The organism is Pontibacter arcticus (assembly GCF_003284895.1).
Taxonomy (GTDB): domain Bacteria; phylum Bacteroidota; class Bacteroidia; order Cytophagales; family Hymenobacteraceae; genus Pontibacter; species Pontibacter arcticus.
Map to the genome: position 1 here is coordinate 977,783 of NZ_QMDV01000002.1, position 26,227 is coordinate 1,004,009.

At 45.2% G+C, this 26,227-nt stretch carries 21 protein-coding genes; 9 read left to right on the forward strand and 12 right to left on the reverse strand.

Features of this window, described 5'->3' with window-relative positions; translation table 11 throughout:
* Window positions 1–36: 36 nt before the first annotated feature.
* Window positions 37–981: a phosphate acyltransferase PlsX gene (gene plsX, locus DP923_RS09440; protein WP_112305562.1), complete on the forward strand. Its 945-nt coding sequence runs from the start codon at window positions 37–39 to the stop codon at window positions 979–981.
* A gap of 131 nt (window positions 982–1,112) precedes the next feature.
* Complete coding sequence (locus tag DP923_RS09445) at window positions 1,113–2,111, forward strand: beta-ketoacyl-ACP synthase III (protein WP_112305563.1); 999 nt, start codon at window positions 1,113–1,115, stop codon at window positions 2,109–2,111.
* Between the two features lie 314 nt (window positions 2,112–2,425).
* Here DP923_RS09445 and rplT read toward each other — a convergent pair whose 3' ends face one another.
* The 8 genes from rplT to DP923_RS09485 all read right to left on the reverse strand — a co-directional run bounded on the left by rplT (window position 2,426) and on the right by DP923_RS09485 (window position 12,368).
* Window positions 2,426–2,770, reverse strand: a complete 345-nt coding sequence (rplT, locus tag DP923_RS09450; protein ID WP_112305564.1) for a 50S ribosomal protein L20 — start codon at window positions 2,768–2,770, stop codon at window positions 2,426–2,428.
* 92 nt (window positions 2,771–2,862) lie between these two features.
* Window positions 2,863–3,057: a 50S ribosomal protein L35 gene (rpmI, locus tag DP923_RS09455; protein ID WP_112305565.1), complete on the reverse strand. Its 195-nt coding sequence runs from the start codon at window positions 3,055–3,057 to the stop codon at window positions 2,863–2,865.
* A 22-nt stretch (window positions 3,058–3,079) separates the two neighbouring features.
* Window positions 3,080–3,601: a translation initiation factor IF-3 gene (gene infC / locus DP923_RS09460; RefSeq protein WP_112305566.1), complete on the reverse strand. Its 522-nt coding sequence runs from the start codon at window positions 3,599–3,601 to the stop codon at window positions 3,080–3,082.
* Window positions 3,602–3,719: 118 nt separating this feature from the next.
* Entirely contained in the window at window positions 3,720–5,657 is a 1,938-nt protein-coding gene (gene thrS, locus DP923_RS09465) for a threonine--tRNA ligase (protein ID WP_112305567.1), read from the reverse strand.
* Between the two features lie 5 nt (window positions 5,658–5,662).
* On the reverse strand, window positions 5,663–6,751 hold the full coding sequence (locus DP923_RS09470) for a tetratricopeptide repeat protein (RefSeq protein ID WP_112305568.1): 1,089 nt from the start codon (window positions 6,749–6,751) through the stop codon (window positions 5,663–5,665).
* A 161-nt stretch (window positions 6,752–6,912) separates the two neighbouring features.
* Window positions 6,913–7,701, reverse strand: coding sequence for a tetratricopeptide repeat protein (locus DP923_RS09475; RefSeq protein WP_112305569.1), 789 nt, complete (start codon window positions 7,699–7,701; stop codon window positions 6,913–6,915).
* A 64-nt stretch (window positions 7,702–7,765) separates the two neighbouring features.
* Complete coding sequence (locus DP923_RS09480) at window positions 7,766–10,513, reverse strand: DNA gyrase/topoisomerase IV subunit A (RefSeq protein ID WP_112305570.1); 2,748 nt, start codon at window positions 10,511–10,513, stop codon at window positions 7,766–7,768.
* Complete coding sequence (locus DP923_RS09485) at window positions 10,506–12,368, reverse strand: DNA topoisomerase IV subunit B (RefSeq protein ID WP_112305571.1); 1,863 nt, start codon at window positions 12,366–12,368, stop codon at window positions 10,506–10,508. The genes DP923_RS09480 and DP923_RS09485 overlap by 8 nt, the downstream gene beginning before the upstream one ends.
* Window positions 12,369–12,718: 350 nt before the next feature.
* Here DP923_RS09485 and DP923_RS09490 point away from each other — a divergent pair, with 350 nt between their 5' ends.
* The gene (locus DP923_RS09490; protein ID WP_112305572.1) at window positions 12,719–13,855 is read left to right on the forward strand and encodes an AI-2E family transporter; all 1,137 of its coding nucleotides are present in this window, start codon (window positions 12,719–12,721) and stop codon (window positions 13,853–13,855) included.
* A gap of 121 nt (window positions 13,856–13,976) precedes the next feature.
* Window positions 13,977–15,386, forward strand: coding sequence for an exonuclease domain-containing protein (locus tag DP923_RS09495; protein WP_112305573.1), 1,410 nt, complete (start codon window positions 13,977–13,979; stop codon window positions 15,384–15,386).
* A 51-nt stretch (window positions 15,387–15,437) separates the two neighbouring features.
* Here DP923_RS09495 and otsB read toward each other — a convergent pair whose 3' ends face one another.
* Both otsB and DP923_RS09505 read right to left on the reverse strand, forming a co-directional pair.
* On the reverse strand, window positions 15,438–16,259 hold the full coding sequence (otsB, locus tag DP923_RS09500) for a trehalose-phosphatase (protein WP_112305574.1): 822 nt from the start codon (window positions 16,257–16,259) through the stop codon (window positions 15,438–15,440).
* 48 nt (window positions 16,260–16,307) lie between these two features.
* The gene (locus tag DP923_RS09505) at window positions 16,308–16,493 is read right to left on the reverse strand and encodes a hypothetical protein (RefSeq protein ID WP_112305575.1); all 186 of its coding nucleotides are present in this window, start codon (window positions 16,491–16,493) and stop codon (window positions 16,308–16,310) included.
* Between the two features lie 230 nt (window positions 16,494–16,723).
* Here DP923_RS09505 and pgi point away from each other — a divergent pair, with 230 nt between their 5' ends.
* Window positions 16,724–18,415, forward strand: coding sequence for a glucose-6-phosphate isomerase (gene pgi / locus DP923_RS09510; protein WP_112305576.1), 1,692 nt, complete (start codon window positions 16,724–16,726; stop codon window positions 18,413–18,415).
* A 61-nt stretch (window positions 18,416–18,476) separates the two neighbouring features.
* Here the strand turns inward: pgi and DP923_RS09515 are convergent, their stop codons facing one another.
* Entirely contained in the window at window positions 18,477–19,556 is a 1,080-nt protein-coding gene (locus tag DP923_RS09515) for a DNA topoisomerase IB (protein ID WP_112305577.1), read from the reverse strand.
* A gap of 123 nt (window positions 19,557–19,679) precedes the next feature.
* On the opposite strand from DP923_RS09515, the gene DP923_RS09520 reads away from it, so the two are divergent.
* The 4 genes from DP923_RS09520 (at window position 19,680) to DP923_RS09535 (ending at window position 25,227) form a co-directional block, all read left to right on the forward strand.
* The gene (locus tag DP923_RS09520) at window positions 19,680–20,084 is read left to right on the forward strand and encodes a hypothetical protein (protein WP_112305578.1); all 405 of its coding nucleotides are present in this window, start codon (window positions 19,680–19,682) and stop codon (window positions 20,082–20,084) included.
* An 81-nt stretch (window positions 20,085–20,165) separates the two neighbouring features.
* On the forward strand, window positions 20,166–23,006 hold the full coding sequence (locus DP923_RS09525) for a M16 family metallopeptidase (RefSeq protein ID WP_112305579.1): 2,841 nt from the start codon (window positions 20,166–20,168) through the stop codon (window positions 23,004–23,006).
* A gap of 205 nt (window positions 23,007–23,211) precedes the next feature.
* Window positions 23,212–24,045: a M48 family metalloprotease gene (locus DP923_RS09530; RefSeq protein WP_112305580.1), complete on the forward strand. Its 834-nt coding sequence runs from the start codon at window positions 23,212–23,214 to the stop codon at window positions 24,043–24,045.
* A gap of 45 nt (window positions 24,046–24,090) precedes the next feature.
* Window positions 24,091–25,227, forward strand: coding sequence for an App1 family protein (locus DP923_RS09535; protein WP_112305581.1), 1,137 nt, complete (start codon window positions 24,091–24,093; stop codon window positions 25,225–25,227).
* A 75-nt stretch (window positions 25,228–25,302) separates the two neighbouring features.
* Here the strand turns inward: DP923_RS09535 and DP923_RS09540 are convergent, their stop codons facing one another.
* Window positions 25,303–26,196 carry a polysaccharide lyase gene (locus DP923_RS09540; RefSeq protein WP_112304832.1) on the reverse strand — a complete coding sequence of 298 codons (894 nt, stop codon included), beginning with the start codon at window positions 26,194–26,196 and terminating at the stop codon, window positions 25,303–25,305.
* Window positions 26,197–26,227 lie beyond the last annotated feature (31 nt).

Here is a 26,227-nt window from a genome sequence, read left to right on the forward strand (position 1 = left end):
CGTTCTAATTCTGTATAATTTAACTCTACCCACTACATGAGGATCGCCTTAGACGCTATGGGCGGCGACTTTGCACCTGAAGCTATTGTTAAAGGTGCCTTGTTAGCCACAGAGCAACTCGACTCTAATTTCGAAATCCTGCTGATTGGCAAGGAAGACGTGATCAAGTCACTGTTGCTTGAATATGGATATACAGGCAGTGGCATTAAAGTTATAAATGCTACGCAGGTAATTGAGATGGGCGAACACCCTACTAAAGCTCTTACCCAAAAGCCAGACTCCAGCATTGCAGTTGGTTACGGAATGCTGAAAGCGCAGAAAGCAGATGCTTTTTGCAGCGCAGGCAACACCGGTGCCATGCTTGTTGGAGCCATGTTCAGCGTAAAAGCTATTGAAGGAATCATGAGGCCTTCTATTGCCGGCCTTGTTCCAAAACTAAAAGGCGGATTTGGTCTCATACTTGATGTTGGCGCTAACGCTGACTGTAAGCCTGATGTACTTGAACAGTTTGGCGAAATAGGTTATGTTTACGCCAAGCATGTACTCGAGATCGATAATCCAAAAGTGGGTTTGATGAACCTGGGCGAAGAAGAAGGAAAAGGTACTGTAAACACACAGGCAGCCTACCAGCGACTAAAAGCCAACCAGAAAATCAATTTTATCGGCAACATTGAAGGGCGCGATCTTTTCAATGATAAAGCTGATGTAATTGTTTGCGATGGCTACACAGGTAACATCATCCTGAAAATGGCAGAGTCTATTTATGACATACTAAACGAAAAAAGTATGCATGATCCATTCTTTGACAGATTCAATTACGAAGCTGAGGGTGGAAGTCCTATCCTTGGCATTAACGGAAATGCTATTATTGGCCACGGCGTTTCAAGCCCGGTTGCTATCTGTAACATGGTACTGCAAGCGCAGAAAATGGTCGCATCAGACTTTCCTGAGCACTTGAAAAATCATTTCGCTGAAGAGTAAAAACGGCCTAAACGCCTGAACATACCTGGTATAATCTGATTCAGAACTACTCTTTTGAAGTTACTGACAGCTTATGCCAGGTTTTTTTGTATCTTGCCCATCAATATTACTAACACAAAGACCTTTATATCATGAGTAAAATTACCGCCGCCATCACAGGGGTAAGTGGCTACGTTCCGGAATATGTTTTAACTAACCAGGAGCTCGAAACTTATGTTGACACAAATGATGAGTGGATAACTTCACGCACCGGCATAAAGGAAAGAAGGATATTAAAAGGAGAAGGTCTGGGCACCTCTCATATTGCTGTACCGGCTGTAAAAGAATTACTTCGCAAAACCAATACAAAGCCAGAAGAGATAGATCTGCTTATCTGTGCTACAACTACACCGGATATGGTTTTCCCGGCTACGGCTAATCTAATCACCGCTGAAATAGGTGCTGTAAATGCCTTCGGATATGATCTGCAGGCAGCCTGTTCGGGATTCCTTTTCAGCCTTGCAACAGCTTCTAAATTCATAACTTCCGGGCAGTATAAAAAAGTAGTGGTAGTGGGCGCTGATAAAATGTCTTCTATCATTAACTACGAAGACAGAGCTACCTGCATTATATTTGGTGATGGTGGTGGGGCTGTTTTGCTGGAGCCTAATATAGAAGGTTTAGGCATACAAGATGAGATCTTAAAGTCGGATGGGAACGGCGCGCAGTACCTGCACATGAAGGCCGGTGGCAGTCGTAAACCTGCTTCTATAGAAACAGTTCAAGCGCGTGAGCATTATGCTTACCAGGAAGGCCAGGCTGTGTTTAAATTCGCTGTGAAAGGCATGGCCGATGTATCTGCAGAAGTAATGGAGCGTAACAACCTGACTAGCGATGATGTGGCCTGGCTCGTACCCCACCAAGCCAACAAGCGCATTATAGAGGCTACAGCCAACCGTATGGGCCTTAGCAACGACAAGGTAATGCTAAACATACACAAGTATGGCAACACAACCAACGGTACTATTCCGCTTTGTTTATGGGAATACGAAAGCCAGCTTAAGAAAGGTGACAACCTGATTATAGCAGCATTTGGCGGCGGTTTCACCTGGGGTGCTATCTACCTGAAGTGGGCTTACGATCCTAAATAAAGATTATACCTTACAAAATAAAAAAGCGGCTTTACAAGCCGCTTTTTTTATGCCTTTACTTACTGATTCAAAGAAGCCGTTCAACATTTAAAGTATAATTGATATGATTACTCTTGCTACACGCTCTCATCAGCAAGTAATAGTTGGCGAAGTTATAGTTGCCGATAAAAACAAACACTCACAACGGCAGATTCTGCTTATACAAGCGAAAACGTCAGACAGCATTCAAGTATAAACTATCGTTCAGAAATTCAAAGGCACCAAAAAAGAGCTTAGCATGTGCTAAGCTCTTCCTGATATATCTAAAAAGTAAATTACTTTACTTTGTCAATAATGCTTTTGAAAGCTTCCGGGTGGTTCATCGCTAAATCAGCAAGTACTTTGCGGTTTAAATCGATGTTAGCCTTCTTAAGGGCGCCCATTAACTGAGAATAAGACATACCGTGCTCACGTGCACCAGCGTTAATACGCTGAATCCAAAGGCCACGGAACTCTCTCTTTTTCGCTTTTCTGTCACGGTAGGCATAAACTAAGCCTTTTTCAATTGCGTTTTTCGCAACTGTCCAAACATTCTTGCGACGACCAAAGTAACCTTTGGCCATTTTCATCATTTTCTTTCTTCTGTGTCGCGCAGCGACAACATTGACCGATCTTGGCATTTCTGTAAAGTTTTAGCGGCTGGTGATTTGTATAATCTTAAAAACCAGACACCGGGTTCGTACTAATAATTTTAACCTTCTAATTCAGGGAATTAGATCTGAAGCATTAATTTCACTCTGTTCATGTCAGCTGAGCTAACAAGACCGATGTGTGTTAAATTACGCTTCTGCTTGGTGGTTTTCTTTGTAAGGATGTGGCTTTTGTAAGCGTGTTTACGCTTAATTTTGCCAGTACCTGTCAAAGAAAAACGCTTCTTTGCACCAGATTTAGTTTTAACTTTTGGCATGAGTATAAAATTGATTTAAAAATTACTTTTTAGGAGCTGCTACTTTTGGAGTCAGAATCAGGAACATCCTTTTTCCTTCCAGTTTAGGCAGCTGCTCTACTTTTGCTACATCTTCCAGTGCCTGCGCAAATTTCAGTAAAAGAATCTCGCCTCTTTCCTTAAATACAATTGTTCTGCCAACAAAGTGCACATAAGACTTAATCTTAAAGCCGCTTTCCAGGAAAGATTTTGCATGCTTAAGTTTAAACTCGAAATCGTGATCATCTGTATTTGGTCCGAATCGGATCTCCTTGATAACCACTTTCTGAGCTTTGGCCTTCATCTCCCGCGTTTTCTTCTTCTGCTCGTACTTAAATTTCGAGTAGTCGATAACGCGGCAAACCGGTGGAACTGCTGTCGGCGAAATCTCAACTAAGTCAAGATTCTGTTCGTTTGCCATTTTCTGGGCATCCCTTGTCTGGTATACACCCTGTTCTACATTGTCACCAACCAGCCTGACTTCGCGGGCGGTTATTTTATCATTGACTTTGTATGGCTCCTCCACTTTTCCGCGTGGGATGTAGCGTTTATTTTGCGTAGCTATAGTTGTATCTCCTTAACTTAATTCCTACAATTAGGGTGCGAATATCGCACTTTTTATACTTAGAAAAAAATATCTGCTATTAATTGTTTAGTATTCCAGCAACTTTGTCCTGAAACAACTGAATAAAAGCATCTACTTCCATCGAGCCCAGATCACCTTCTCCGTGCCGGCGAACCGATACAGAATTGCTTTCCTGCTCCTTCTCTCCTACTATCAGCATGTAAGATACTTTTCTAACTTCAGCATCACGAATTTTACGGCCGATTTTTTCATCGCGGTTATCTACAAACCCACGAATGTCATGTTGTAATAAACGCTCGTATACTTCCTGCGCAAAATCGTGGTACTTTTCTGAAATAGGAAGTATGGCAAACTGCTCCGGGCTTAACCACAGCGGGAAATTACCGGCACAGTGCTCTATTAACACGGCCACAAAACGCTCCAGCGAACCAAAAGGTGCACGGTGAATCATAACCGGACGGTGCTTTGCATTATCTGCACCTATGTACTCTAACTGGAAACGCTCCGGCAGGTTATAATCCACTTGTATGGTACCAAGCTGCCATTTACGACCCAGGGCATCCTTCACCATAAAATCTAGTTTCGGACCATAAAACGCAGCTTCACCCAGCTCGGTTACAGTACGCAAACCTTTTTCAGTAGCAGCTTCTATAATGGCGCATTCAGCTTTTTCCCAAGCCTCGTCGCTACCAATATACTTGGCTTTGTTCTCCGGATCGCGTAAAGAAATCTGGGCAGTATAATCCTCAAAGCCGAGTGCTTTGAAAACATATAATACAAGATCAATAACTTTGATGAATTCTTCCTTCACCTGATCCGGACGGCAGAAGATGTGCGCATCATCCTGCGTAAATCCACGTACACGCGTTAAGCCATGCAGCTCACCGCTTTGTTCGTAACGATACACAGTGCCAAACTCAGCAAGGCGCACCGGAAGCTCTTTGTAAGAACGCGGACGCACTTTATAGATTTCGCAATGGTGCGGACAGTTCATCGGTTTCAGGAAGAACTCCTCTCCTTCGTTTGGCGTTTTGATCGGCTGGAACGAGTCTGCTCCATACTTTTCGTAGTGCCCCGAAGTAACATACAACTCTTTGCTGGCAATATGTGGGGTAACAACAGGCTGATAACCGGCACGCATCTGCGCTTTACGCATGAATTGCTCTAGGCGCTCGCGCAGCAAAGTACCTTTAGGCAACCAAAGCGGCAGGCCCATCCCTACTTTCTCAGAGAAAGCGAATAATTCCAGTTCTTTGCCCAGTTTGCGGTGGTCGCGTTTCTTGGCTTCTTCCAGTCGCTCCAGGTATTCGGTTAGTTCTTTTTGTTTCGGGAAAGTGATAGCATAGATACGCGTGAGTTGCTTATTTTTTTCGTCGCCACGCCAGTAGGCACCAGCCACATTCATGAGCTTAGCCGCCTTTATAAAGCCTGTATTCGGAAGGTGTGGGCCACGGCACAGGTCTACGAAATTTCCTTGTGTATAGAAAGTTATACTTCCGTCTTCCAATCCTTCTAACAAATCAAGTTTATACTCATCACCTTTCTCTTTAAAGTAAGCGATGGCATCTGCTTTAGATACTTCCTGGCGTTTATACTCTGCTTTATTGCGCGCAAGTTCGAGCATTTTTTGCTCTACTTTGGCAAAATCATCCTGCGAGAACTGCTTATCGCCTAAGTCGATATCATAGTAAAAACCATTTTCTATGGGCGGACCGATACCGAATTTAACACCCGGGTACAGGGCTTCAAGCGCTTCGGCCAGTAAGTGCGCAGACGAGTGCCAGAACGTGTTTTTACCTAAATCATCATTCCAGGTGAGCAGCTGCACGGCGGCATCTTCCGTGATCGGGCGCGTCAGGTCCCAAACAGTGTCGTTTACTTTGGCAGCAAGCACGTTCCGAGCTAAGCCTTCGCTTATACTTTGTGCAATCTCAAGGCCTGTCACCGCATTTTCATACTGGCGGACAGAGCCGTCTGGGAGTGTGATGTTGATCATTATTTTTAGTTTTCTATTAATTCTACTGGTTGTGGTTGCACAGGCCTGCTTTCGGGCTGTACGCTGTTTAATTTATACTTCAGGCGTGCGATGGCCTGGTAAGCGTATGTATACGTCGGCTCTGCTTGCAGCAGTTTTTGGTAAGCATCCAGAGCCTCAATGTTTCTGCCTGCTTTCTCGTAGCTATTTGCTAAAGTAACCAGGTATTTTTTGGTTCTGCCAAAGCTTTTTTGTGCCTTATTAAGATGAAGTACAGCACCTTCGAAATCGCCTTGGGCATACAAGTATAAACCCGTTTTATAGTGTGGTCCCTGCAGTGTATCGTTAGCGGCTATGGCACTTCTGTAAAAAATATGCGCACTATCTGCTTTCTGTTCAGCTTCGTACAACAGGCCTTTGTAGTATAAAACCTGCGCATCTTTCGGGGCTTGCTTCTGTGCAGCTCTCAGGTATACTTTGGCTGGTTCGTAGGCCTTCTGCGCTACTAGTATTCCGGCTAGCTCTCTTTTAGGTTCCATAAACTGCGGTGCATAATTTAAAGCAGCTTTGTAATGCTGGATAGCCCGAGCTGTATCAGCAGTTGCTTCCTGTATTTTCGCTTTATAGTATAACACATACTCATCGGCGGGCGTAAGCTGCTGTGCCTTACTGATGTAAGCAGCTGCCTGTTTATACTTTTTTTGCTGAAAGTATAACTCCCCGAGCAAAACATACAGCGCCGAACTTTGATACGAGTTCCGTTCTGCACGCAGCGCAAGCTTTAAAGCCTCCTGCTGCCGGTTCATTTTACGCAATACCTGTGCCTTTAAAAACAAGTTAGCTGGTTCGTCTTTTGTAAGTCGTAACGCCTCGTCGGTATCAGCTAAGGCCTGCTCAAATTTATCATCCTTCAGTAATACTAACGCACGCCGGGCATATAAACTACCATCGTTCTTTGCCATTTGTATGGCCGCATTCAGGTTTCGAAGCTGGCTTTCCGGATCATCTTTTACCTGCTCCAGGTTAACCATCTGCTCCTGCTTTCTTTCCTCGCTAGTACAGGCAGCCAACATTCCTGAAAGTAACAGGGCCAGGAAAGGTACTAGGTGCCGCATGCAGGGTTTGGTTTATACTTTGGCAAATGGTTTAAATGTAATACTATGCGCTAATTTAAGATATTTTCATCAAATAGAAACATCTGCCAAGCAGCTTACCGGTAAAAACAAAGAGCCTGCCACCAAATGGAAGCAGGCTCTTTGTTTTTCATCTGATAGTGCTAGCTTTTCATTCGCTGCTCTAACATTATTTTGCATCGCCTGCTTAGTTCCAGTTCCTCCTTCGTTTCCAGCTCTACCGTGAGGGCTTTCTCCAATGTAGAAATACAGGCTGATTTATCTTTCATCTCATCGTACACACACGCCAGATCATAGTAATACCGGATATTCGATGGCTCGTAGCTGATCGCTTTCTCAAGTGCAGCCACCGCATCCTGGTTAGTAGCTTTCTCGTTTACGCCACCAAAAAAGAATTTGGCTGCAGTCTGTTCTGCTACATTCAGGTTGGCCACTTTAAAGTACCAGCGGCCTAGCATATACCAGGCACCTGCGTGTTGCTCGTTTCCAGCCAAGGCAATATCCAGGTAAGAGCGCATCTGATAAATTGCAGTTAACCTTTTTTTAGGACCAGCCACCATTGCTTCGCAGCCCATCGCCATCGCCATTACATAATTCGATTCCGCATCCAACGGGTTAATACCATAGGCGCGCAGTGCATAGGCTTTTGCTTTGCTAAAGTGTTTGCCTTTTGTAGTTTCATCCAGGTAACGTTCCCCGATGCGGCAATGCAGGAAACTAGCCTTGCAAAGTGCTTCGTAATTATCGGCGGCGCTATCCAATACCTGCTCATAAAGCATCAGCGCTTCCGAATCTTTGTAACTGCTCAGTAAGGCTTCGGCACGTTGCATCAGCCGCTCGTTTCCGGAGGCGTTTCCAGCTGCTAAACAGCTGGAAAAATCTCCGGAAAAAAGAAGACCAATAATAAGTAAGGCGCTAAAAAGTCTTTTCATAAACAATTATACTGTGGTAACTTACAGAATAAAAAAGACTAATGCAAGAGCTATACTTTGCTAGTTAAAACAGATTAAGTTGTTTCTTTCTCTTGATCGCGCTTTTTTCTTCTTCGGATTCTGTTTCCGAGTCTACGTTACTTCCAGTAAGAGGTTGAGCTTGGCTCGAGCGTGCAGCTTCTTCAGCTAACTCCTTCAACTCATCAGGTACTGTAATGGGCTCGCGTTTGGCAGCAGCTTTCTTGGCTTTGGGCTTGTCGTCCAGCTCCACTTCCTGCATTTTAGGCACTTCTACATCCAATATTTTGTAGTAGTTCAGTTTGTTACCCATCGCTTTCCAGCCTTTCACGTCGATAAATTCGCTGAGCAGTAGCTTCTCTGTTTCCTTCTCGCCACGCAGGCCACGCTTGAAGGCAATTTTTGCCAGCGGCTCCGGGTGCGTTGAAACAGCTTCGAGGCGCGAATTCTTACTCTCTGAAATAAACGTGAATTTCTTACCTATACTGGAGGTCTCTATTTTGAAACGCTTCACATAGTATACTTTATTATCGCCCTCATAATAAATACTTGAAACCACCAGCTCCGGCTCAAACTTCTGCAGCACTTTTATCTTCTCTACAGTATAGTGGTTGCTCAGGTCGAATGTAGTCTGCTCATACGTGCCATCCTCATAAATAACAAGTATGGTATCGTCTGTATTGAAAGAGCCCAGGTATCGGCCACGGCCTTCGGTGTTCAGTCTGCCGATCACTTCATCGTAGAAGATCTCGCGACCACCCAACGTTGATTCTCCGAGGCTTTTCTGAACCACTTTCTTGATCGGATGCTTGGTAATGATGTTCCCATTCGAGCCTTTCCCTTTGATCATCAGTTCAGCGAAATCAAAGTCGAAGGTTTTGATGCGAGCCGCCGCAGCCGGTGCAAGCGTTACCGTAACCACTTCTGACTCGGAGTTCGGATTGGCCGTCAGGTAATGTACTTTGGAGTTCTTCTCTCCTTTTGTGAGGTCGTATTCTTTATCGCGGGTGATGGATTTAACGGCAAAGCGTTTGGCAAACGAAATACCGGATTTTCCGTCCACGTAAATCATGTTGTAAACCATGTGCTCGTCGTTCTTATTATAAACGCCAGCCATGATGATATCTTTACCCACAAAAGTTTTGTCGGCAACTTTGGTTACGACAAACTTGCCATCTTTCCGGAACACGATGATATCGTCCATATCGGAGCAATCGCACACAAATTCGTCTTTGCGCAAACCAGTTCCCACAAAGCCGTCTTTGGCATTCATGTAGAGTTTCTGGTTGGCAATGGCTACTTTCTGGGCAGTGATTACATCGAATGTTTTAAGCTGCGTTTTGCGGTCACGGCCTTGTCCATACTTTTTAAGCAAGCCTTCAAAGTATAAAATAGAGTAACCGATCAGGTTTGCCAGATTTGCATCTACTTCTGCCATCTCTTCTTCCAGCTTTTTGATATACTCATCAGCTTTAAAAGAGTCGAATTTGGAAATACGCTTGATCTTGATCTCCGTCAGGCGGATAATATCTTCTTCGGTTACCTCGCGGCGCAGTAATTTTTTGAACGGATCGAGGCCGGTATCAATTGCATTTAATACCGCTTCCCAGGTTTCGCATTCTTCGATGTCGCGGTAAATGCGGTTCTCGATGAAGATTTTTTCCAGGGAAGAGTAATGCCACTTGTCTTCCAGTTCGTCTTTGCGTATCTCCAGTTCACGCTTCAGGAGGTCAACTGTTTTGAAGGTAGAAATTCGCAATAACTCATCTACATTAAGGAAGCGCGGCTTGTCTTCAATAATAACGCAGGTGTTTGGCGAAATAGAGACCTCGCAATCCGTGAAGGCGTACAGCGCATCCATGGTTAAATCCGGTGAAACGCCGGCGGGCAGGTGCACCTGAATCTCGACATCGGCCGCCGTATTATCTACGACCTTCTTGATCTTAATCTTATTGTTCTCGCTCGCTTTTACAATCGACTCCATCAGACCGGTAGTGGTAATGCCATACGGCACATCCCGGATGATGAGCATACTTTTATCCGCTTTCTCGATTGTGGCGCGCACACGCAACTTACCACCGCGCATACCGGCATTATAGTTTGTCGCATCTACCATACCACCGTTCGGGAAGTCAGGCATCAGCATAGTCTTCCTGCCTTTCAGCACATCAATTGAGCCCTTTAAAAGCTCTTTGAAGTTGTGCGGCATTATTTTCGTAGATAAACCTACGGCTATACCTTCCACACCCTGTGCCAGCAGCAACGGAAATTTTACAGGTAGCGTAACAGGCTCGTTTTTTCGGCCATCGTAACTTAACTGCCAGGTAGTAGTCTGCGGATTAAACACTACATCCAACGCAAACTTGGAAAGGCGCGCTTCGATATAACGCGGTGCTGCTGCGCTATCGCCGGTACGTACATCGCCCCAGTTACCCTGCGTTTCGATCAGCAAATCTTTCTGGCCCAGGTTTACCATCGCATCGCCAATGGAAGCATCGCCGTGCGGGTGATACTGCATGGTTTGCCCGATCACGTTGGCTACTTTGTTGAAGCGGCCGTCGTCCATCTCTTTCATGGCGTGCATGATGCGGCGCTGCACTGGTTTTAAACCATCTTCAATGGCAGGCACGGCACGCTCTAGTATAACATAAGAAGCATAGTCGAGGAACCAGTTTTCGTAGAGACCGGAAACTGGGGTTACGTTATGGATAAGCTCCGCCTCGCCGTCTGTAAACTCCACAGCCAGTTCGTCTTCTCTTTCTATCTCTTCGTTGTTCAGCTCGTCGTTATGCATATAATTCTTCTACTATGTCTTTTTCAATCACCAGGTTTTCAATAATAAACTGCTGTCGCTCGGGTGTGTTCTTGCCCATGTAATAGCTCAGCATGTTCTGGATGGTGGTATCTTTCTGCAGGATAACAGGCTTGAGTTTGATGTTATCACCTATAAATTTACCGAACTCGTCCGGCGAGATCTCACCTAAACCTTTAAAGCGGGTAATTTCCGGGCGCTTGCCAAGTTTCTGTATCGCTTCCTGTTTCTCGGTTTCGTTGTAGCAATAGATTGTGTCTTTTTTATTTCGCACCCGGAACAAAGGCGTTTCCAAGATGAAAACATGGCCGTTACGCACCAGATCCGGGAAGAACTGCAGGAAAAACGTGAGCAGCAGCAACCGGATGTGCATACCATCTACGTCAGCATCGGTCGCGATCACTACACGGTTGTAGCGCAATCCTTCCAGGCCTTCTTCTATATTAAGCGCGTGCTGCAGCAGGTTAAATTCCTCGTTCTCATAAACTACTTTTTTCTTCAGGCCATAACAGTTCAAAGGCTTACCTCGCAAACTGAAAACGGCTTCGATGTCTACGCTACGCGATTTGGTGATAGAACCGCTGGCAGAGTCACCTTCGGTAATAAACAGTGTGGAAAGCAGGCTGCGTTCGTCTTTATCTTCGTTAAAATGCAGGCGGCAGTCGCGGAGTTTACGGTTGTGCAGGTTCGCTTTTTTAGCTCGCTGATTGGCCAGTTTCTTCACGCCGGCCATATCCTTGCGTTCGCGCTCACTCTGCTCGATGCGTTTCTTCAGGGCTTCGGCAGTAGTCGGGTTTTTGTGCAAGTAATTATCCAGCGACTCTTTGATGAAGTCGTTGATATAAGCGCGCACAGCCGGACCATCAGGCCCCATTTCAATAGAACCCAGCTTTGTTTTGGTCTGAGATTCAAAAACAGGCTCCTGTACTCTTAAGGAAATAGCGCCTACTATAGAGCCGCGAATATCAGCAGCATCGTAATCTTTCTTATAGAAATCACGCAGGGTTTTAACCACCGCCTCTCGGAAAGCTGCCAGGTGCGTGCCGCCCATTGTAGTATACTGCCCGTTTACAAACGAGTAATATTCTTCGCCGTAATCGTTACCGTGCGTAATGGCCAGCTCAATATCATTTCCCTTCAGGTGAATAATCGGGTAGCGCATACTTTCCTCATCGGCTTTGTTACGAAGCAGATCAAGTAGGCCGTTTTCAGAATAATATTTTTTACCGTTAAATACAATGGTTAAGCCGGCATTCAGGTATACATAATTCCAGATCTGGTTTTCCAGGTAATCCGGGTTAAACTGGTAGTTCTTGAAAATGGTATCATCGGGCGTGAAAACAGTAAGCGTGCCGTTACGCTGGGACGAATCCTGAATTTCAACATCTTCCGTAAGTACGCCACGTTCAAATTCAGCTGCTTTCACCTTACCATCACGCACCGACTGAATCCGGAAATGGCTGGAAAGGGCATTTACCGCTTTGGTACCAACCCCGTTCAGACCAACTGATTTCTGGAACGCTTTGCTATCATACTTTCCGCCGGTATTTATTTTGCTAACGCAATCGATCACTTTGCCTAACGGAATGCCACGGCCGTAATCACGTACCTGTACTTTATGGTCTGATATCTTTACTTCGATCGTTTTACCATACCCCATCACATGTTCGTCGATGGAGTTATCGATCACTTCTTTTACTAATATATAGATACCATCGTCGGCCGAAGAACCGTCTCCGAGCTTGCCAATATACATACCAGGGCGTAACCTGATGTGCTCGCGCGGCTCCAGTGATCGGATACTATCTTCGTTGTAGGTGTGTTCTAACTCTGCCATTCTGTAAGCGTAAGTATATTGTTAGGGTAGAATTAATTGGAAATATATATAAAAATAAAAAAACTTGAGGTGCTAACTCTCCAGTACACTCTTGTTATTTATACTTCAGGTTTATACTTTGATGCTAATACAATTAGTATATTTTTCTCCTGAGTTGTTTTTTATCCGTTTAATCTTCTTTAGAACCTTCATTTAAAGCTTCTGGTTCAACAAAGATACGATTTCTATACCTTATTTTAGCCAATTTATTTAGCAAATTAATAACCAGCCAGATAGCAGCTAAGTATAACATTTGCGTACCTTAGCGAGTACATATTTTAATCGCTATATTCTTTTACCTGCTCTGCTACATGGAAATAAAGTTACCGACCTACCTGAAGTGTATTGCTATTTTAATGGGTCTTTTGCTGCTGATCTACTTTATGCAGCTTTTTAAAGCCGTGTTGGTACCGCTTGCCTTTGCCATGCTATTTGCTTTGCTGTTACTGCCGCTTTCCCAAAACCTGGAGAGGTTAAAACTGCCGCGTGCGCTGGCTATTATGTTTAGCCTGATTGTAGTGATTAGTATACTGGGACTGGTTATCTGGTTTTTATCAGCACAAATAATGAGCCTGACCAGCGAACTGGATAAGATAGGCCAGAATATTGATGAACTGGTTATTAAAGTCCAGGATTTCCTATACCAAAAGTTCAGCATTCCGCCGTCCAGCCGCACCGACCTGATCCGCGACTCGTTTGGCAACCTGCGGGAAATAGCAAGCAGCTTGCTGCAAGGTACCATATCCACTACAACAGGCGCTTTGGCCATGCTGACCATCATCCCCATCTTTATTTTCTGCTTTTTATACTATCGCGATCACCTGCAGCAGTTCATGTTCAAGTTTGTGTCTAAAGACCGCCGCAGCGGCATGATGCAAACTGTCAGCAATATTCAGACGGTGGTGCAAAGTTATTTATCCGGTTTAATGATCGTGATTGTCATTGTATCGCTGCTGAACTCGATGGGCCTGCTTATACTTGGTGTAAAGTATGCGATCTTCTTTGGCGTGTTTGCATCCATACTAACTATTATACCTTACATCGGCATCCTGATCGGGGCGATGTTGCCTGCTCTTTTTACACTGGCCGCAACCGGCAATTTAGTAGATGCGCTGCTGGTAGTAGGTGTATTTTCATTTGTGCAGTTCCTGGAAGGTAATTTTATAACGCCCTTTATTGTAGGCTCTAAAGTAAGTATAAACCCGTTTGCAGCCATTATTGCGTTGCTGTTGGGCGGGGAAATTTGGGGCGCTGCCGGCATGATCCTTTCTATTCCGCTGATCGCCATGCTGAAAGTGCTGTTTGATGCCTACGAACCGCTCGAGCCGTTCGGTTATTTGTTAGCTGATATCGACGATCTGAAATCTCAGAAAAGCGGGCGGTTTAACAAAATGTTTGACAAGCTTCGAAACCGCGCTAAAAAACAGGGCCAAGAAATACAGGAGTAACTTACTAATACCATTTGCAGGGTTAGGTATGCATGCAGCATTTTGAAACGTATTGCTAATAATATTGGTTTATAGGATAAGCCTTTAAAACAGGAACCGACACACCTAAACGTTCAGAAGCTTGTACGCCATCATAGATATCGAAACTACGGGAAGTCAGCCGTCGCAGGATAAAATTACAGAGATTGCCATCTTTATACATAACGGCCAGGAAATTGTGGACCAGTATAACACACTGATCAATCCGCAGCGCCCTATCCCCTATTTTATTACGCAGCTTACCGGCATCACCGACGAAATGGTGCGCGATGCCCCCAAGTTTTACGAAGTTGCCAAAGAGATTGTAGAGTTTACCGAAGGGCACGTTTTTGTAGCGCACAACGTCCGTTTCGATTACTCCTTTATAAAAAAAGAATTTGCTGATCTGGGCTTTACCTTTCAGCGGAAAACGCTTTGTACCGTTCGCCTCAGCCGTTCCCTTATTCCGGGTTTGCCTTCATATAGCTTAGGCAAGCTTTGCAAAAGTATCGATATACCGCTGCAGCAACGCCACCGCGCCATCGGCGATGCCGAAGCTACTGCCAAACTATTTGATAAGCTCATCAAAATAAACCGCCCTGTAATAGATGGCCAACAGCAGTTAACAGAGCCATCCGAACAGCTGAAACATGCTATTAAAACATCCTTATTACCCCCCCGCATTACAAAAGAACAGGTAGATGCGCTGCCGGGCGTACCGGGCGTTTATTATTTTTACAACGAGCAGGGCGAGGTGATTTATGTAGGCAAAAGTATTCATATAAAGAAGCGCATCATTCAGCATTTCAATATCGATTACAAAAGCCGCAAGTCCGTAGAGTTTAAGAACAGCATTGCCGATATTACTTATGAGCGAATGGGCAACGAACTGGTGGCTTTGCTGTTTGAGTCGGCGGAGATAAAGCGCATGAAACCGCAGTATAACCGCCAGCAACGCCGTAGCGTTTTTAACACCGGCATTTATAGTTACGAGGATGAAAAGGGCTATCGCAGGTTAACTTTCGGCACCGTGAACCGCGCTGAAAATGCAAACATGACCCCTATTATTGCACTTACCAATCAGTTTAAAGCCAAAGGATTTCTGTTTCATAAAGTATCCAAATTTAACCTTTGCCAGAAACTCTGCGATCTGTATAAAACCAATGGTGCCTGCTTTGATTACCAGGTGCACCAGTGTAAAGGCGCCTGCATCGGACTGGAATCTCCGGAGGAATACAACGCACGCGTAGCCGAAGCAATCGATTCTTTCACGTTCGAGCACAACTCGTTTGTGATCATAGGCAAAGGCCGCGAGCTAGGCGAAAAGTCAGTGGTAGTGGTGGAGAACGGTACCTACCTGGGTTTTGGCTTTGTAGATGAGTACTTTTCTGCTCAGGGATTAGAAGATTTTAAAAGCGCAATTACCCGTTACAATGATAACAAAGACGTGCAGCAACTGATACGGGGCCACATGCGCGGCAAGCACAAAGACAAAATTCTGATCTTCGATTAAGCCATCAATTTATACTTTGTGAAAGCCATACTTGCTGTACAAGTATGGCTTTTATTTTTGCTGATAGTGTAACAGTTTTTCTAAAAAAATTTGTACTTCGTCAACACTTTCGAGGCGGTAGGTGGCGGAAGTCTGCTCGTCGTGTTCGCCTACCAGTATACCAATTCCTTTGCCTTGAAGTGCTGCAAAAGCATCTTCATCCGTTATATCATCCCCGATATAAACGGGCATAATCGTAGCCTTATTCAGGTTAAATTTTTCGAGCAGCCACAGTACGGCTTTGCCTTTGTTCCAGTCGAGGTTTGGTTTTAGTTCGAGCACCTTTTTGCCTAAACCTTCTTTTAAAACCGGAAACTTGTGTAGCACTTCTGTTACAGTTTCTTTCACGTACGGTACATGCTCGTCTTCTATATTTCTGTAATGCACTGCAATGGCGTAGCGTTTTCGTTCTACCAGCGCGCCGTTTATACTTTGTAGTTTCTCTTTCAGTATGTCTTGAGCTTGATCTAAAGCAGGCAACATTTCTTTTGCATCGGCTGGTTCTGTGAGCAAATTCTCCGGTCCCGAAATATCAAATCCATGCGAGCCTGCAAAGTATAAACTATCCAACTGCACCAGGTTTTTTACGTTTTGTCGGTCGCGGCCGCTCACTACGGCTGTAAAACATACTTCAGCCAGATCTGCCACCACCTTTCGCATGCCATCGCTCATAAAAGCTTTCTCCGGGTCTTTCACAATCGGGCTCAGGCAGCCGTCATAATCCATGAAAAGCGCAGGCGTTTTATCGTTAAACAACTGATCGAAATTGGTTAAGGCAGAAGGTAACGCAAGGGCATCTTTTTTAAGCAGGCCGTTAGCAGCAGTATAGGTCATGATGTAAAGTATAAATTAATGCGAAACAAAGTATAGATTTTGCCTCTTCTACGGAATACCAACGGTTTGTTCCTGTGGTGGTACATCCGAGCCTTGTTCAGGGGTTGTTTGCGTGTAGTTTTTTTCCTGCTGCATTTCGCCAGCGTCCTGCAGTTTTTCTTGTATCGCTTTTTCGTTTTCTTGGGCCGGTGTCAGTTTTGTGTTCTGGTCGAGCTTGTTTTCAGGTTCAATCATACTTTTAATGTTTATCTTTAAAGCTTTTACTTTTATTCGGAGTAAAAGCCATTAAAAAGTTACTGTATAAGAACATACATACGCATAGCAGCCCGTTGCGATATAATCAGGTATAAATGCAAGTATAAAATTATACTTCAGGCTTCCGCTAAATACGGTTAAATAAGTAACCCAAAGCGTTTATTTTAAGTAACTGTTGCACAAACCCGCCCCAAAATCTAAAGTATACGATGTTAAAAAATTACTCGCCTGCGCAAACTAAATCCTGGGAAAAACTACAGCTGCACTTCACTGAAGTTGCGCCCTTGCACCTGCGCGATCTGTTTGCTCAAGACCCGGAACGCTTTCAGAAATTTTCTTTTTATTTTGAGGATACCTTAGTCGACCTTTCCAAAAACCGCATCACCGAAGAAACACTTCAGTTGCTGGTTGGGTTGGCCGAAGAGATGGAATTGCCAGCTGCCATCGAAAGTATGTTTATCGGCAAGCCGATTAATGCTACCGAAAACCGTGCTGTGCTGCACACCGCGCTGCGTAATTTTACGGATAAGGAAGTGATGCTGGAAGGCGAAAATATTCTGGATGAAGTACGCGATGTGCAGCAGCAGATGAAAAATTTCTGCAACCAGCTGCACTCCGGCGAGTGGAAAGGCTACACAGGCAAACGGATTGAGCACGTTGTGAATATCGGAATAGGCGGTTCGCATCTGGGTCCGCAAATGGTGTGTGAGGCGCTTAAAAAATACCAGCTCGAAAGTATAGAAGTCAGTTTTATTTCGAATGTGGATGGCTCGGATGCAGCCGAAGTGCTCCGCAAACTCAATCCGGAAACAACGCTGTTCATCATCGCATCCAAAACATTTACCACCAAAGAAACCATTACCAACGCACACACGGCCCGCACCTGGTTTCTGCAAACAGCCAACGACGAAAGCCACATTCAGAAGCACTTTGTAGCGCTATCAACCAACAAAACCGAAGCAGCTAAATTTGGGATTGCTCCTGAAAACATCTTCCGGTTCTGGGATTGGGTAGGCGGTCGTTTCTCGCTGTGGTCTGCGATTGGTTTACCGATTGCGTGCGCTTTGGGCTATGATAAATTTGAAGAACTGCTGCGTGGTGCCGAAGCCATGGACAAGCATTTCCGGGATACGCCTTTGCAACAGAATGTGCCTGTTTTATTGGCTTTGCTGAGTAGCTGGTATACGAATTTCTTTGGGGCACAGGCACATGCCATACTTCCTTATAACCAATACCTGCGCCTTTTACCCGAGTTTCTGCAGCAATTGTTAATGGAGAGCAACGGGAAAAGCACAGACCGAAATGGCAAAGCTGTTACCTACTCTACGCAGCCAGTTATCTGGGGAGCGGCAGGCACCAACGGACAGCATTCTTTCTTTCAGTTGATACACCAGGGCACGTCGCTTATCCCTGCCGATTTTATAGCTGCAGCCAATAGCAACAACCCGATTGGCCAGCACCAGCCTTTGCTTTTATCTAACTTTTTTGCCCAGACAGAAGCGCTGATGAAAGGCAAAACGCTGGAAGAAGCTGAAGCGGAACTACGCAAAAAAGGGCTTTCGGAAACAGAAATAGCGCAACTGGCACCGCACAAAGTGTTTGAAGGCAACAAGCCAACTACCTCTATCATGTTCCCGAAACTGACACCTTATGTGCTTGGAAGTTTACTGGCCATGTACGAGCATCAAACGTTTGTACAAGGCGTGATCTGGAACATTTATTCTTTCGACCAGTGGGGTGTTGAGTTGGGGAAAGAACTGGCCGGCACAATTGAAAAAGAACTGTTAGAGGCAAAGCAAGCCACCCACGACAGCTCGACCAATGGCCTGATCGCTTATTATACTTCTCACCTGGCAGACGAAACTGTTCTACCTGAAAATAAGGTAACGGCGAAAGTATAAATCATACTTCAAAAAAAATCCCTGCAGCAAATCATACTTTCCTGCAGGGATTTTTTGTTGTTTATACTTTCTTTTCTTTCGCTACTTTCTTCAGCATTTTTAAAACCAGTTCTTCTGTGCCCGACAAGTGCTCTACTTTGGACTTGGTTGCATCGTGGTTTTTGAGGTAAGCAAGCAGTTTATCTTCTCTGAACAGGTTTACCACCTCCGGATGAATGTAGTATTTACTGCAAACCGTAGGCGTATTTCCTAAACTATGCGCTACTTCTTTTACGGCGGCCGTTATACTTTTTTCTTTTTCCAGATCCGGGTTTTCTTCCAGTACCTGCTCCAGGCATTCTACCATGCGCACGGTGCCGCCCCACGTCCTGAAATCTTTGGCAGTAAAATCTTCTTCGGTTGCTTCCTGCAGATAGGCATTTACATCACCAGATTCCAATACCTGCCGCTCACCGTTTTCATCGTAATACTGAAACAGGTCATACCCCGGAATATCACGGCATTTCTTTACCAACTGCGCCAGTCTTTTATCTTTCAAGTCGATCTCGTGCTCTACTCCTTTTTTCCCTCGGAACGCAAATTTAATGGTGCTGCCCTCTACGGTTACATGTTTATCGCGCAGCGTAGTAAGGCCATATGAGTTATTGGATTTGGCATAATGGCGGTTCCCGATCCGGATAAGGGCATTATCCATAATCGATAAAACCAGTGCCGTTACTTTACGGCGATCGAGTTGCCTGGATTTGATGTCGTTTTCGATTTGCTCGCGCAACTTTGGAAGCCGCTCGCCAAACAGGATCATGCGCCCGAATTTGGTCAGGCTGCGTGCCTGCTGCCACTGCGGATGGTACATATATTGCTTGCGGCCTTTCTCGTCGCGGCCTGTTACCTGCAGGTGTCCCTTGGCCTGCTTGCAAATCCAGACATCGGTCCAGGCAGGCGGAATAACGATCTTCTTCAGCCGTTCCAGTACTTTTTCCTCTGTGATCTTCTCACCTTTAGCGTCCTGGTAGATAAAGCTTTTGCCATGCTTTTTGCGGGTATAGCCGGGCATGTTATCCGAAGTATAACGCAGGCCTGCTACTTCCGCAGATTTTGTGGTATCTGCATATAAAGTATGTAATTCGTTTTTCTTTGCCATAAAGTATGGGTTTGTACCGGAACGTCCTGCGTTACATACTACCTAAAATCTTAAAAGTTGTACCGGTTTTAGGCCGTAACAGAAACTGCCTTATCTTTGTTTTATACTTCATACTTCAACATCATGTATAAAAACATCTCTTACCTGTATGCTTTCTTCGGCTTTTTTATGCTTGCTTGCGGTGCGGTGGCAGTAGACCTGGCCGGCGAGCAGGCAAAAACTGCTTTAATTACCGGCGCTGCAGGAGGATTAATCGGATTAACAGCAGGGCACTTCCTGAACAGGGGAAAACGATGGGCCTTTATACTTGGCGCTGCGGAAGCCGGCTTGCTTTCCATACTTTTAGGATGGCGCTCGGCTACTTATTTTGCGCGTTTATTGGAAGTAATGCAGCAACCCCAGGAAACAGTTACAACCCAGACGGCAGGTATGTCTTTTCTGCTGACAACGGCCATGCTTTTTATTGCTTTGCTAACCCTGGCAGTATCGGTTATGTTCGGTAAACAGGTGTTAAGAGAAACAAAATAGGCGTTCGTCTATTTTGTTTCCACCTGAACAAAGTAATCATTATATTGTTCAGCTAATATATTTACAAACAACTAAACTGCTATGCTACAAAAGATCGGACTGAGCATGGTACTTACAGCAAGTGTTGTGAGTGCTGCCGAAGCCCAAACTAAACTGGTAGAAAAAGTAACCAAAAAAGGTTCTGAACTGGTTATTCCCTACGAAAAGTATAAACTGGCAAATGGCCTTACCTTAATTGTACACGAAGATCATTCTGATCCGGTTGTTCACGTGGATGTAACCTACCATGTTGGCTCGGCACGCGAAGAAGTTGGCAAATCCGGTTTCGCGCACTTTTTTGAGCACATGATGTTCCAGGGGTCTGATAACGTAGCAGACGAAGAGCACTTCAAGATTGTTTCTGAATCAGGCGGAACGCTGAACGGTACTACTAACCGCGACCGTACCAACTATTTCGAAACCGTACCTAGCAACCAACTGGAAACTGCGCTTTGGCTGGAAGCTGACCGCATGGGCTTTTTACTGGATGCCGTAACGCAGAAGAAATTCGAAGTACAGCGCGAAACCGTAAAGAACGAGCGTGGCCAGAACTACGATAACCGCCCTTACGGCCTGGTTTACGAAAAAACTTCTCAGAACTTATACCCTTATGGTCACCCGTATTCCTGGACTACCATTGGTTACCTGGAAGACCTGAACCGTGTGGATGTTAATGACCTGAAAAACTTCTTCCTGCGCTGGTATGGCCCTAACAACGCAACCGTAACTGTTGGTGGCGATGTGAAGCCAGCCGATGTAATAAAGCTGGTTGAAAAATATTTCGGTTCTATTCCTGCCGGCCCTGCCGTAGAGAACATGAAGCCGGTTATGGCGAAGCTGGACAAAGACCGCTACGTTTCTTACGAAGATAACGTACGTTTCCCGATGCTGCGCATGACGTTCCCAACGCCGGAATCCGGACATAAAGATGAGCCTGCACTGGATGTTTTAGCTGAAGTTCTGGGCCAGGGCAAAAACTCTATCTTCTACAAAAACTTTGTAAAAGAGCAGAAAGCCCTATCCGCTTCCGCATCTAACTCTGCCTCTGAGCTTGCCGGCGAATTTGGTATTTCTGTAATGGCTTACCCGAATACAAGCCTTGCAAAAACGGAAGAACTTGTACGCCAGTCTATCGCAGAATTTGAGAAGCGTGGCATTAACGACGAAGACCTTGTTCGTTTCAAAGCTTCTGCCGAATCTAACCTGATCAACAGTTTGTCGAGTGTGAGTGGCAAAGTATCGCAACTGGCTTACAACGAGACGTTCCGTAACAACCCCAACTACATCCAGGACGAACTGAAGCGTATTCAGTCTGTTACCAAAGAAGATGTTATGCGTGTGTTCAACCAGTATATCAAAGGTAAAAACAGCGTTATACTGAGTGTTGTGCCAAAAGGGAAATCCGATCTGCTGGCAAAAGCTGATAACTACACAATAGCTAAGGATGGCTTTAAGCCTGCCGCTGATCAGTACAGCGGCCTGAAGTATACCAAAGCTGTTGATACTTTTAACCGCAAAAACCGCCCGGGTGCAGGTAAAAACCCGGTAGTGAAAGTTCCGGCATACTATACTTCTGATTTCAAGAATGGCCTGAAGGTTATCGGTGTAAAATCTGATGAGATACCAACCGTTACCGTACAGTTAACTGTAAAAGGCGGTCATCGCTTATCAGCAGGTAAAGCAGGTATCAGCTCGCTGACAGCTGCTTTAATGAACGAGGATACGGAAAAGTATACTTCAGAGCAGTTCAGCAACGAACTGGATAAACTGGGTAGCTCTGTCAGCATTTTTGCTGGCACTGAAGAAACAACAGTTTATGTACAATCGCTGAAGAAAAACCTGGACAAGACGCTTGCGCTGATGGAAGAGCGTATGTTCCGTCCTAAGTTTGCGCAGGATGATTTCGATCGTTTAAAGAAGCAGCAGCTGGAAGGCATTGCTAACCAGGCTACACAGCCAACGGCAATTGCCAACAACGTGTACAACAAACTGGTGTACGGCAGCAACCATATCATGGCAACGCCTACTTCAGGTACTGCAGAAACTGTAAACAGCATTACCCTGGATGATGTAAAACAGTTTTACAAGAACAACTTCTCTCCTTCTGTTTCCAGCTTGGTTATTGTGGGTGATATTTCTGAAAAAGAAGCAATTGCAAAACTTGACTTCCTGAAAAACTGGGAGAAAAAAGACGTAAAGCTTGCCTCTGATACGAAAGCACCACAGATTGAGAAAACGCGCATTTACTTTGTAGATAAGCCGGATGCAGCTCAGTCTGAGATCAGGATCGGTTACCTGGGTATGCCTTACGATGCAACAGGTGAGTTCTATAAATTAGGTTTGATGAACTACGTATTGGGCGGTGCGTTTAACAGCCGCATCAACCTGAACCTACGTGAAGACAAAGGCTACACGTATGGTGCTCGTTCCGGCTACGCTGGTAGCCGTTATGCAGGTCCGTTCACGGCATCTGCCGGTGTTCGTGCCGATGCAACCGCCGAGTCTGTAACCGAATTCATGAAAGAGATCACGGATTTCCAGAAGAACGGCATTACAGATGCGGAGATCCAGTTCATGAAGAGCTCTATCGGACAATCGGATGCACGCAAGTATGAAACGCCAGGCCAGAAAGCCGGTTTCTTAGGCCGCATTGTTGAGTTCGATTTAAACAAGGACTTTGTTAAAAAGCAGACCGATATCCTGAACAACATCACCAAAAAAGATATTGATGGGCTGGCTGCCAAACACCTGCCGGTAAATAATATGCACATTGTGGTTGTAGGCGATAAGAAAACCGTACTTGCCAAGTTACAAAAGCTTAACTACGATGTAGTTGAACTTGATACAAATGGCAACGCAATCGGAAGTTCTTCCGTTAAATAAGCATATACTACACTTAGAAAAGCCCTTGACCTCTCAAGGGCTTTTTTTATGCCCGTTTTTTTTGAGACTTTTGCCTCAGATACGAGCAACCAAACCAAGTATAAAACTCGTATGGCATCTTGCTACACCAGTTAGTTTAACTGTAACCAGACCTTAAAACTTGAAGCTTTTCTGTAGCAATGCATAGCTTTCCGATTTTACCCTTATGTTCAAAAAATCATTTCTTTCTGCCTGCATCTGTTTGTTGTCTGGCAGCTTTTTACTGAGCAGCTGCGAAGACAGCGATAACATTATCTTTTCTATTCAGGACGATATTAAATTAGGCCAGCAGGTTTCTGCTAAAGTAGATTCGACGTACCGCTCTCAGAAAACACTCCTTGAACGAAACAGCAGCAATACCAACGTTCAAAAAGCCTATACCAGTCTTGACCGGATCGTTAACCGTGTGTTGAATTCGGGAGAAGTAAAGTATAAAAATGAGTTTGCCTGGGATGTAAAGATCATCGACGATAAAAATACCTTAAATGCTTTTGCAACGCCTGGCGGCCACATCTATGTATTTACAGGTTTGTTGCAATACCTGAAAGACGAAGACCACCTGGCCGGTGTAATTGCCCATGAAATTGCGCACGCCGATAAGCGCCACAGCGTAAAGCAGCTACAACGCGATTATGGCATTGCCATACTATTATCGGTAGCGTTAGGTAACGATCCGGGCACGTTAAAGCAGATTGCAGGCCAGCTGGCAGGCACCTTTGCCGGCTTAAAGTTTAGCCGCGATGCAGAAACCGAGGCTGATAATACATCCGTTTTATACCTGGGAGGTACCAATTACTATGCCTGCGATGGGGCGGCCGGTTTTTTTATCAAACTAAACGAAGAGAGCCAGCAAGGCACGCCACCAGAGTTCCTAAGCACGCATCCCAATCCTGATAACCGAATACAGAACATACAAGCACTTGCAAAAGATAAAGGTTGCAAAACAACAACTGCACCGGATACCGATTTTAACGAAATAAAGAGAGCACTAAACCTTTAAAACCAAATGCCTGTACCCTAACGTGCGGGCATTTTTGTTTTAACTATGAAAAATATAAAAAAGAAAGCAGCCAAGATCATACTTACAGGAGAGGAAAAAATAGATAATCTTACTTTCCGGCTAAAGCAAAAATTAGGCTGGTTAAGCCCGTTACATATTGTTACATACCGTAGCTATGGCACGCCTGACCGCCTTTATGTAAAAGGCCGTGTATTAGTAGATAAAGGCATTACCCAATCTGAAGAGAACGACACGCTCTGGGAAAACCTCCTGAACATGTACCGCCGTTTCGAAAGTGATGAAATTCCGGGGGCCCGTATACAACTTACGTTACAAGGCCGGCAGTACGAAATAACGACTGATAACGAAGGATATTTTGTCCTGAACCTGGCTCCCGATACGCCCTTGCAGTTAGATGATATCTGGCACACGATAGAAGTTAATTTACTGGAAGCACCAGTGCCTATAGACGAGCCAGTAAAAGCCAATGCATATGTGCTGGTGCCACCGCCGGATGCAGAGTATGGTATCATATCCGATATTGATGACACCATAGTACGGACGGGTGCAACCAGTTTACTGGAAACGGGGCGCAATGTACTGTTAAATAATGCGCATACCCGTATTCCGTTTCATGGTGTGGCCGAGTTTTACAAAAAACTGCAGATTGGGCGAAATGGTAAACGAAACAATCCTTTCTTTTACGTATCTAGCAGCCCCTGGAACAATTATGACCTGCTCTATCATTTCCTGGAGCTGAATGATATTCCGCGTGGCCCTCTCCTGCTTCGTGATTTCGGTTTTGATGAAAACAAACTTGGACATTCCGACCACATGAGCCACAAGTATAAAGAGATTGAAAATATACTGATCACTTACCCGGCGCTAAACTTTATACTGATAGGCGACAGTGGCCAGCAGGATGCTCCTATCTACCGGGAAGTTGTTAAGAATTACCCTGGCAGGATTATGGCCATTTATATCAGGGATGTGGCCATTGAGCATCGTGCAAAAGCTGTGAGCACCATTGCAGACGAATTAAAAGCAAATGGAGAAGTAGAATTAGTGTTGGTTAAAGATACGGCCGCAGCCGCCGCGCATGCAGCAAGCAATGGTTTTATCTATACTGAACAAGTGAAAGATGTGGAAGATGCGGCAGAAGTGGATAAAGCCGGAGACTAAAGTTTCTTCCCACATTAAAAACAGCACAGGCAGAAGAGTGATCTTCTGCCTGTGCTGTTTGAAGTATAACCTATATTAAAGTTTTCTGGTCGGGGCCACGTCGTTGTAGGTGGCATTCTCGTTTCCTACCCGCACCTCATCCACAAAGAGCCTGCGCTTGGTGGTGGCGGTGTCCCAGTTGCGCTTGTAGATGCCGTATTTGAAGAAAGGTATCTTCTGGTCGTTGTAGCTGTTGGGGCCTTTGTGGTTGACCACCAGTTTGCCATCCATCCATACCTGAATCAGGCCGTCTTCCTTGTAGGAGTAGTTGATGTGGTAGACAAAGTCCGCCCACTTGTCTTTGGGCAGCAGGCCCAGGTCAAACTTTAATTCTCCGTCCCGGGTGGCATCCGTGTGGATCGGGGCAGAGGCCCACTTCACACCCAGCTTTAAGCGGCCCTTGGAGACAAACAATTCAATAGGTGGGTTGTGTGCCTCCTCGCCCGCATCGTGCTGGCTCCAGAACTGGGTGATGATCTCCCAGTCATTGGAGGTGCTCCAGTCCGAGGATGGCAGATACAGGCTCAGCCCGTACCAGCGGTGACGGTTGGTTTCAGCATTACGACTGGCCGCCTCCGAGCGGATCACGCCTGCGGCGGCATCGGCCTTGAGCATCTCAAACTTACCTGAACGCGTTCCTTTCTTTGCCTTCTCGGCGGAGGCATCAAAGCTGTAGAGCCTGGAGGACTGCATCTTGTAGAAGGCACTGTAGTTGCCCGAAATGAAATCGGCCAGTTCAGGGGTTTCAAAGCGCTCTTCTACCAGCAGGTTTTTGCGGTACGTCTCTACTGAAGAGATAACAGATTGCTGCTGCTGGCTTACCTCGCCTGCAATGGACTGGCTAACGCTTGGAGCGGCCACTTCGGACTGCTCACATGAAATTGTAAAAAACGAAACGAGGGCGGCGGCTAAAAGTTGGGTGCGTTTCATAAAAAGTCTGTTTTAAAAATAAGTAGTAAAA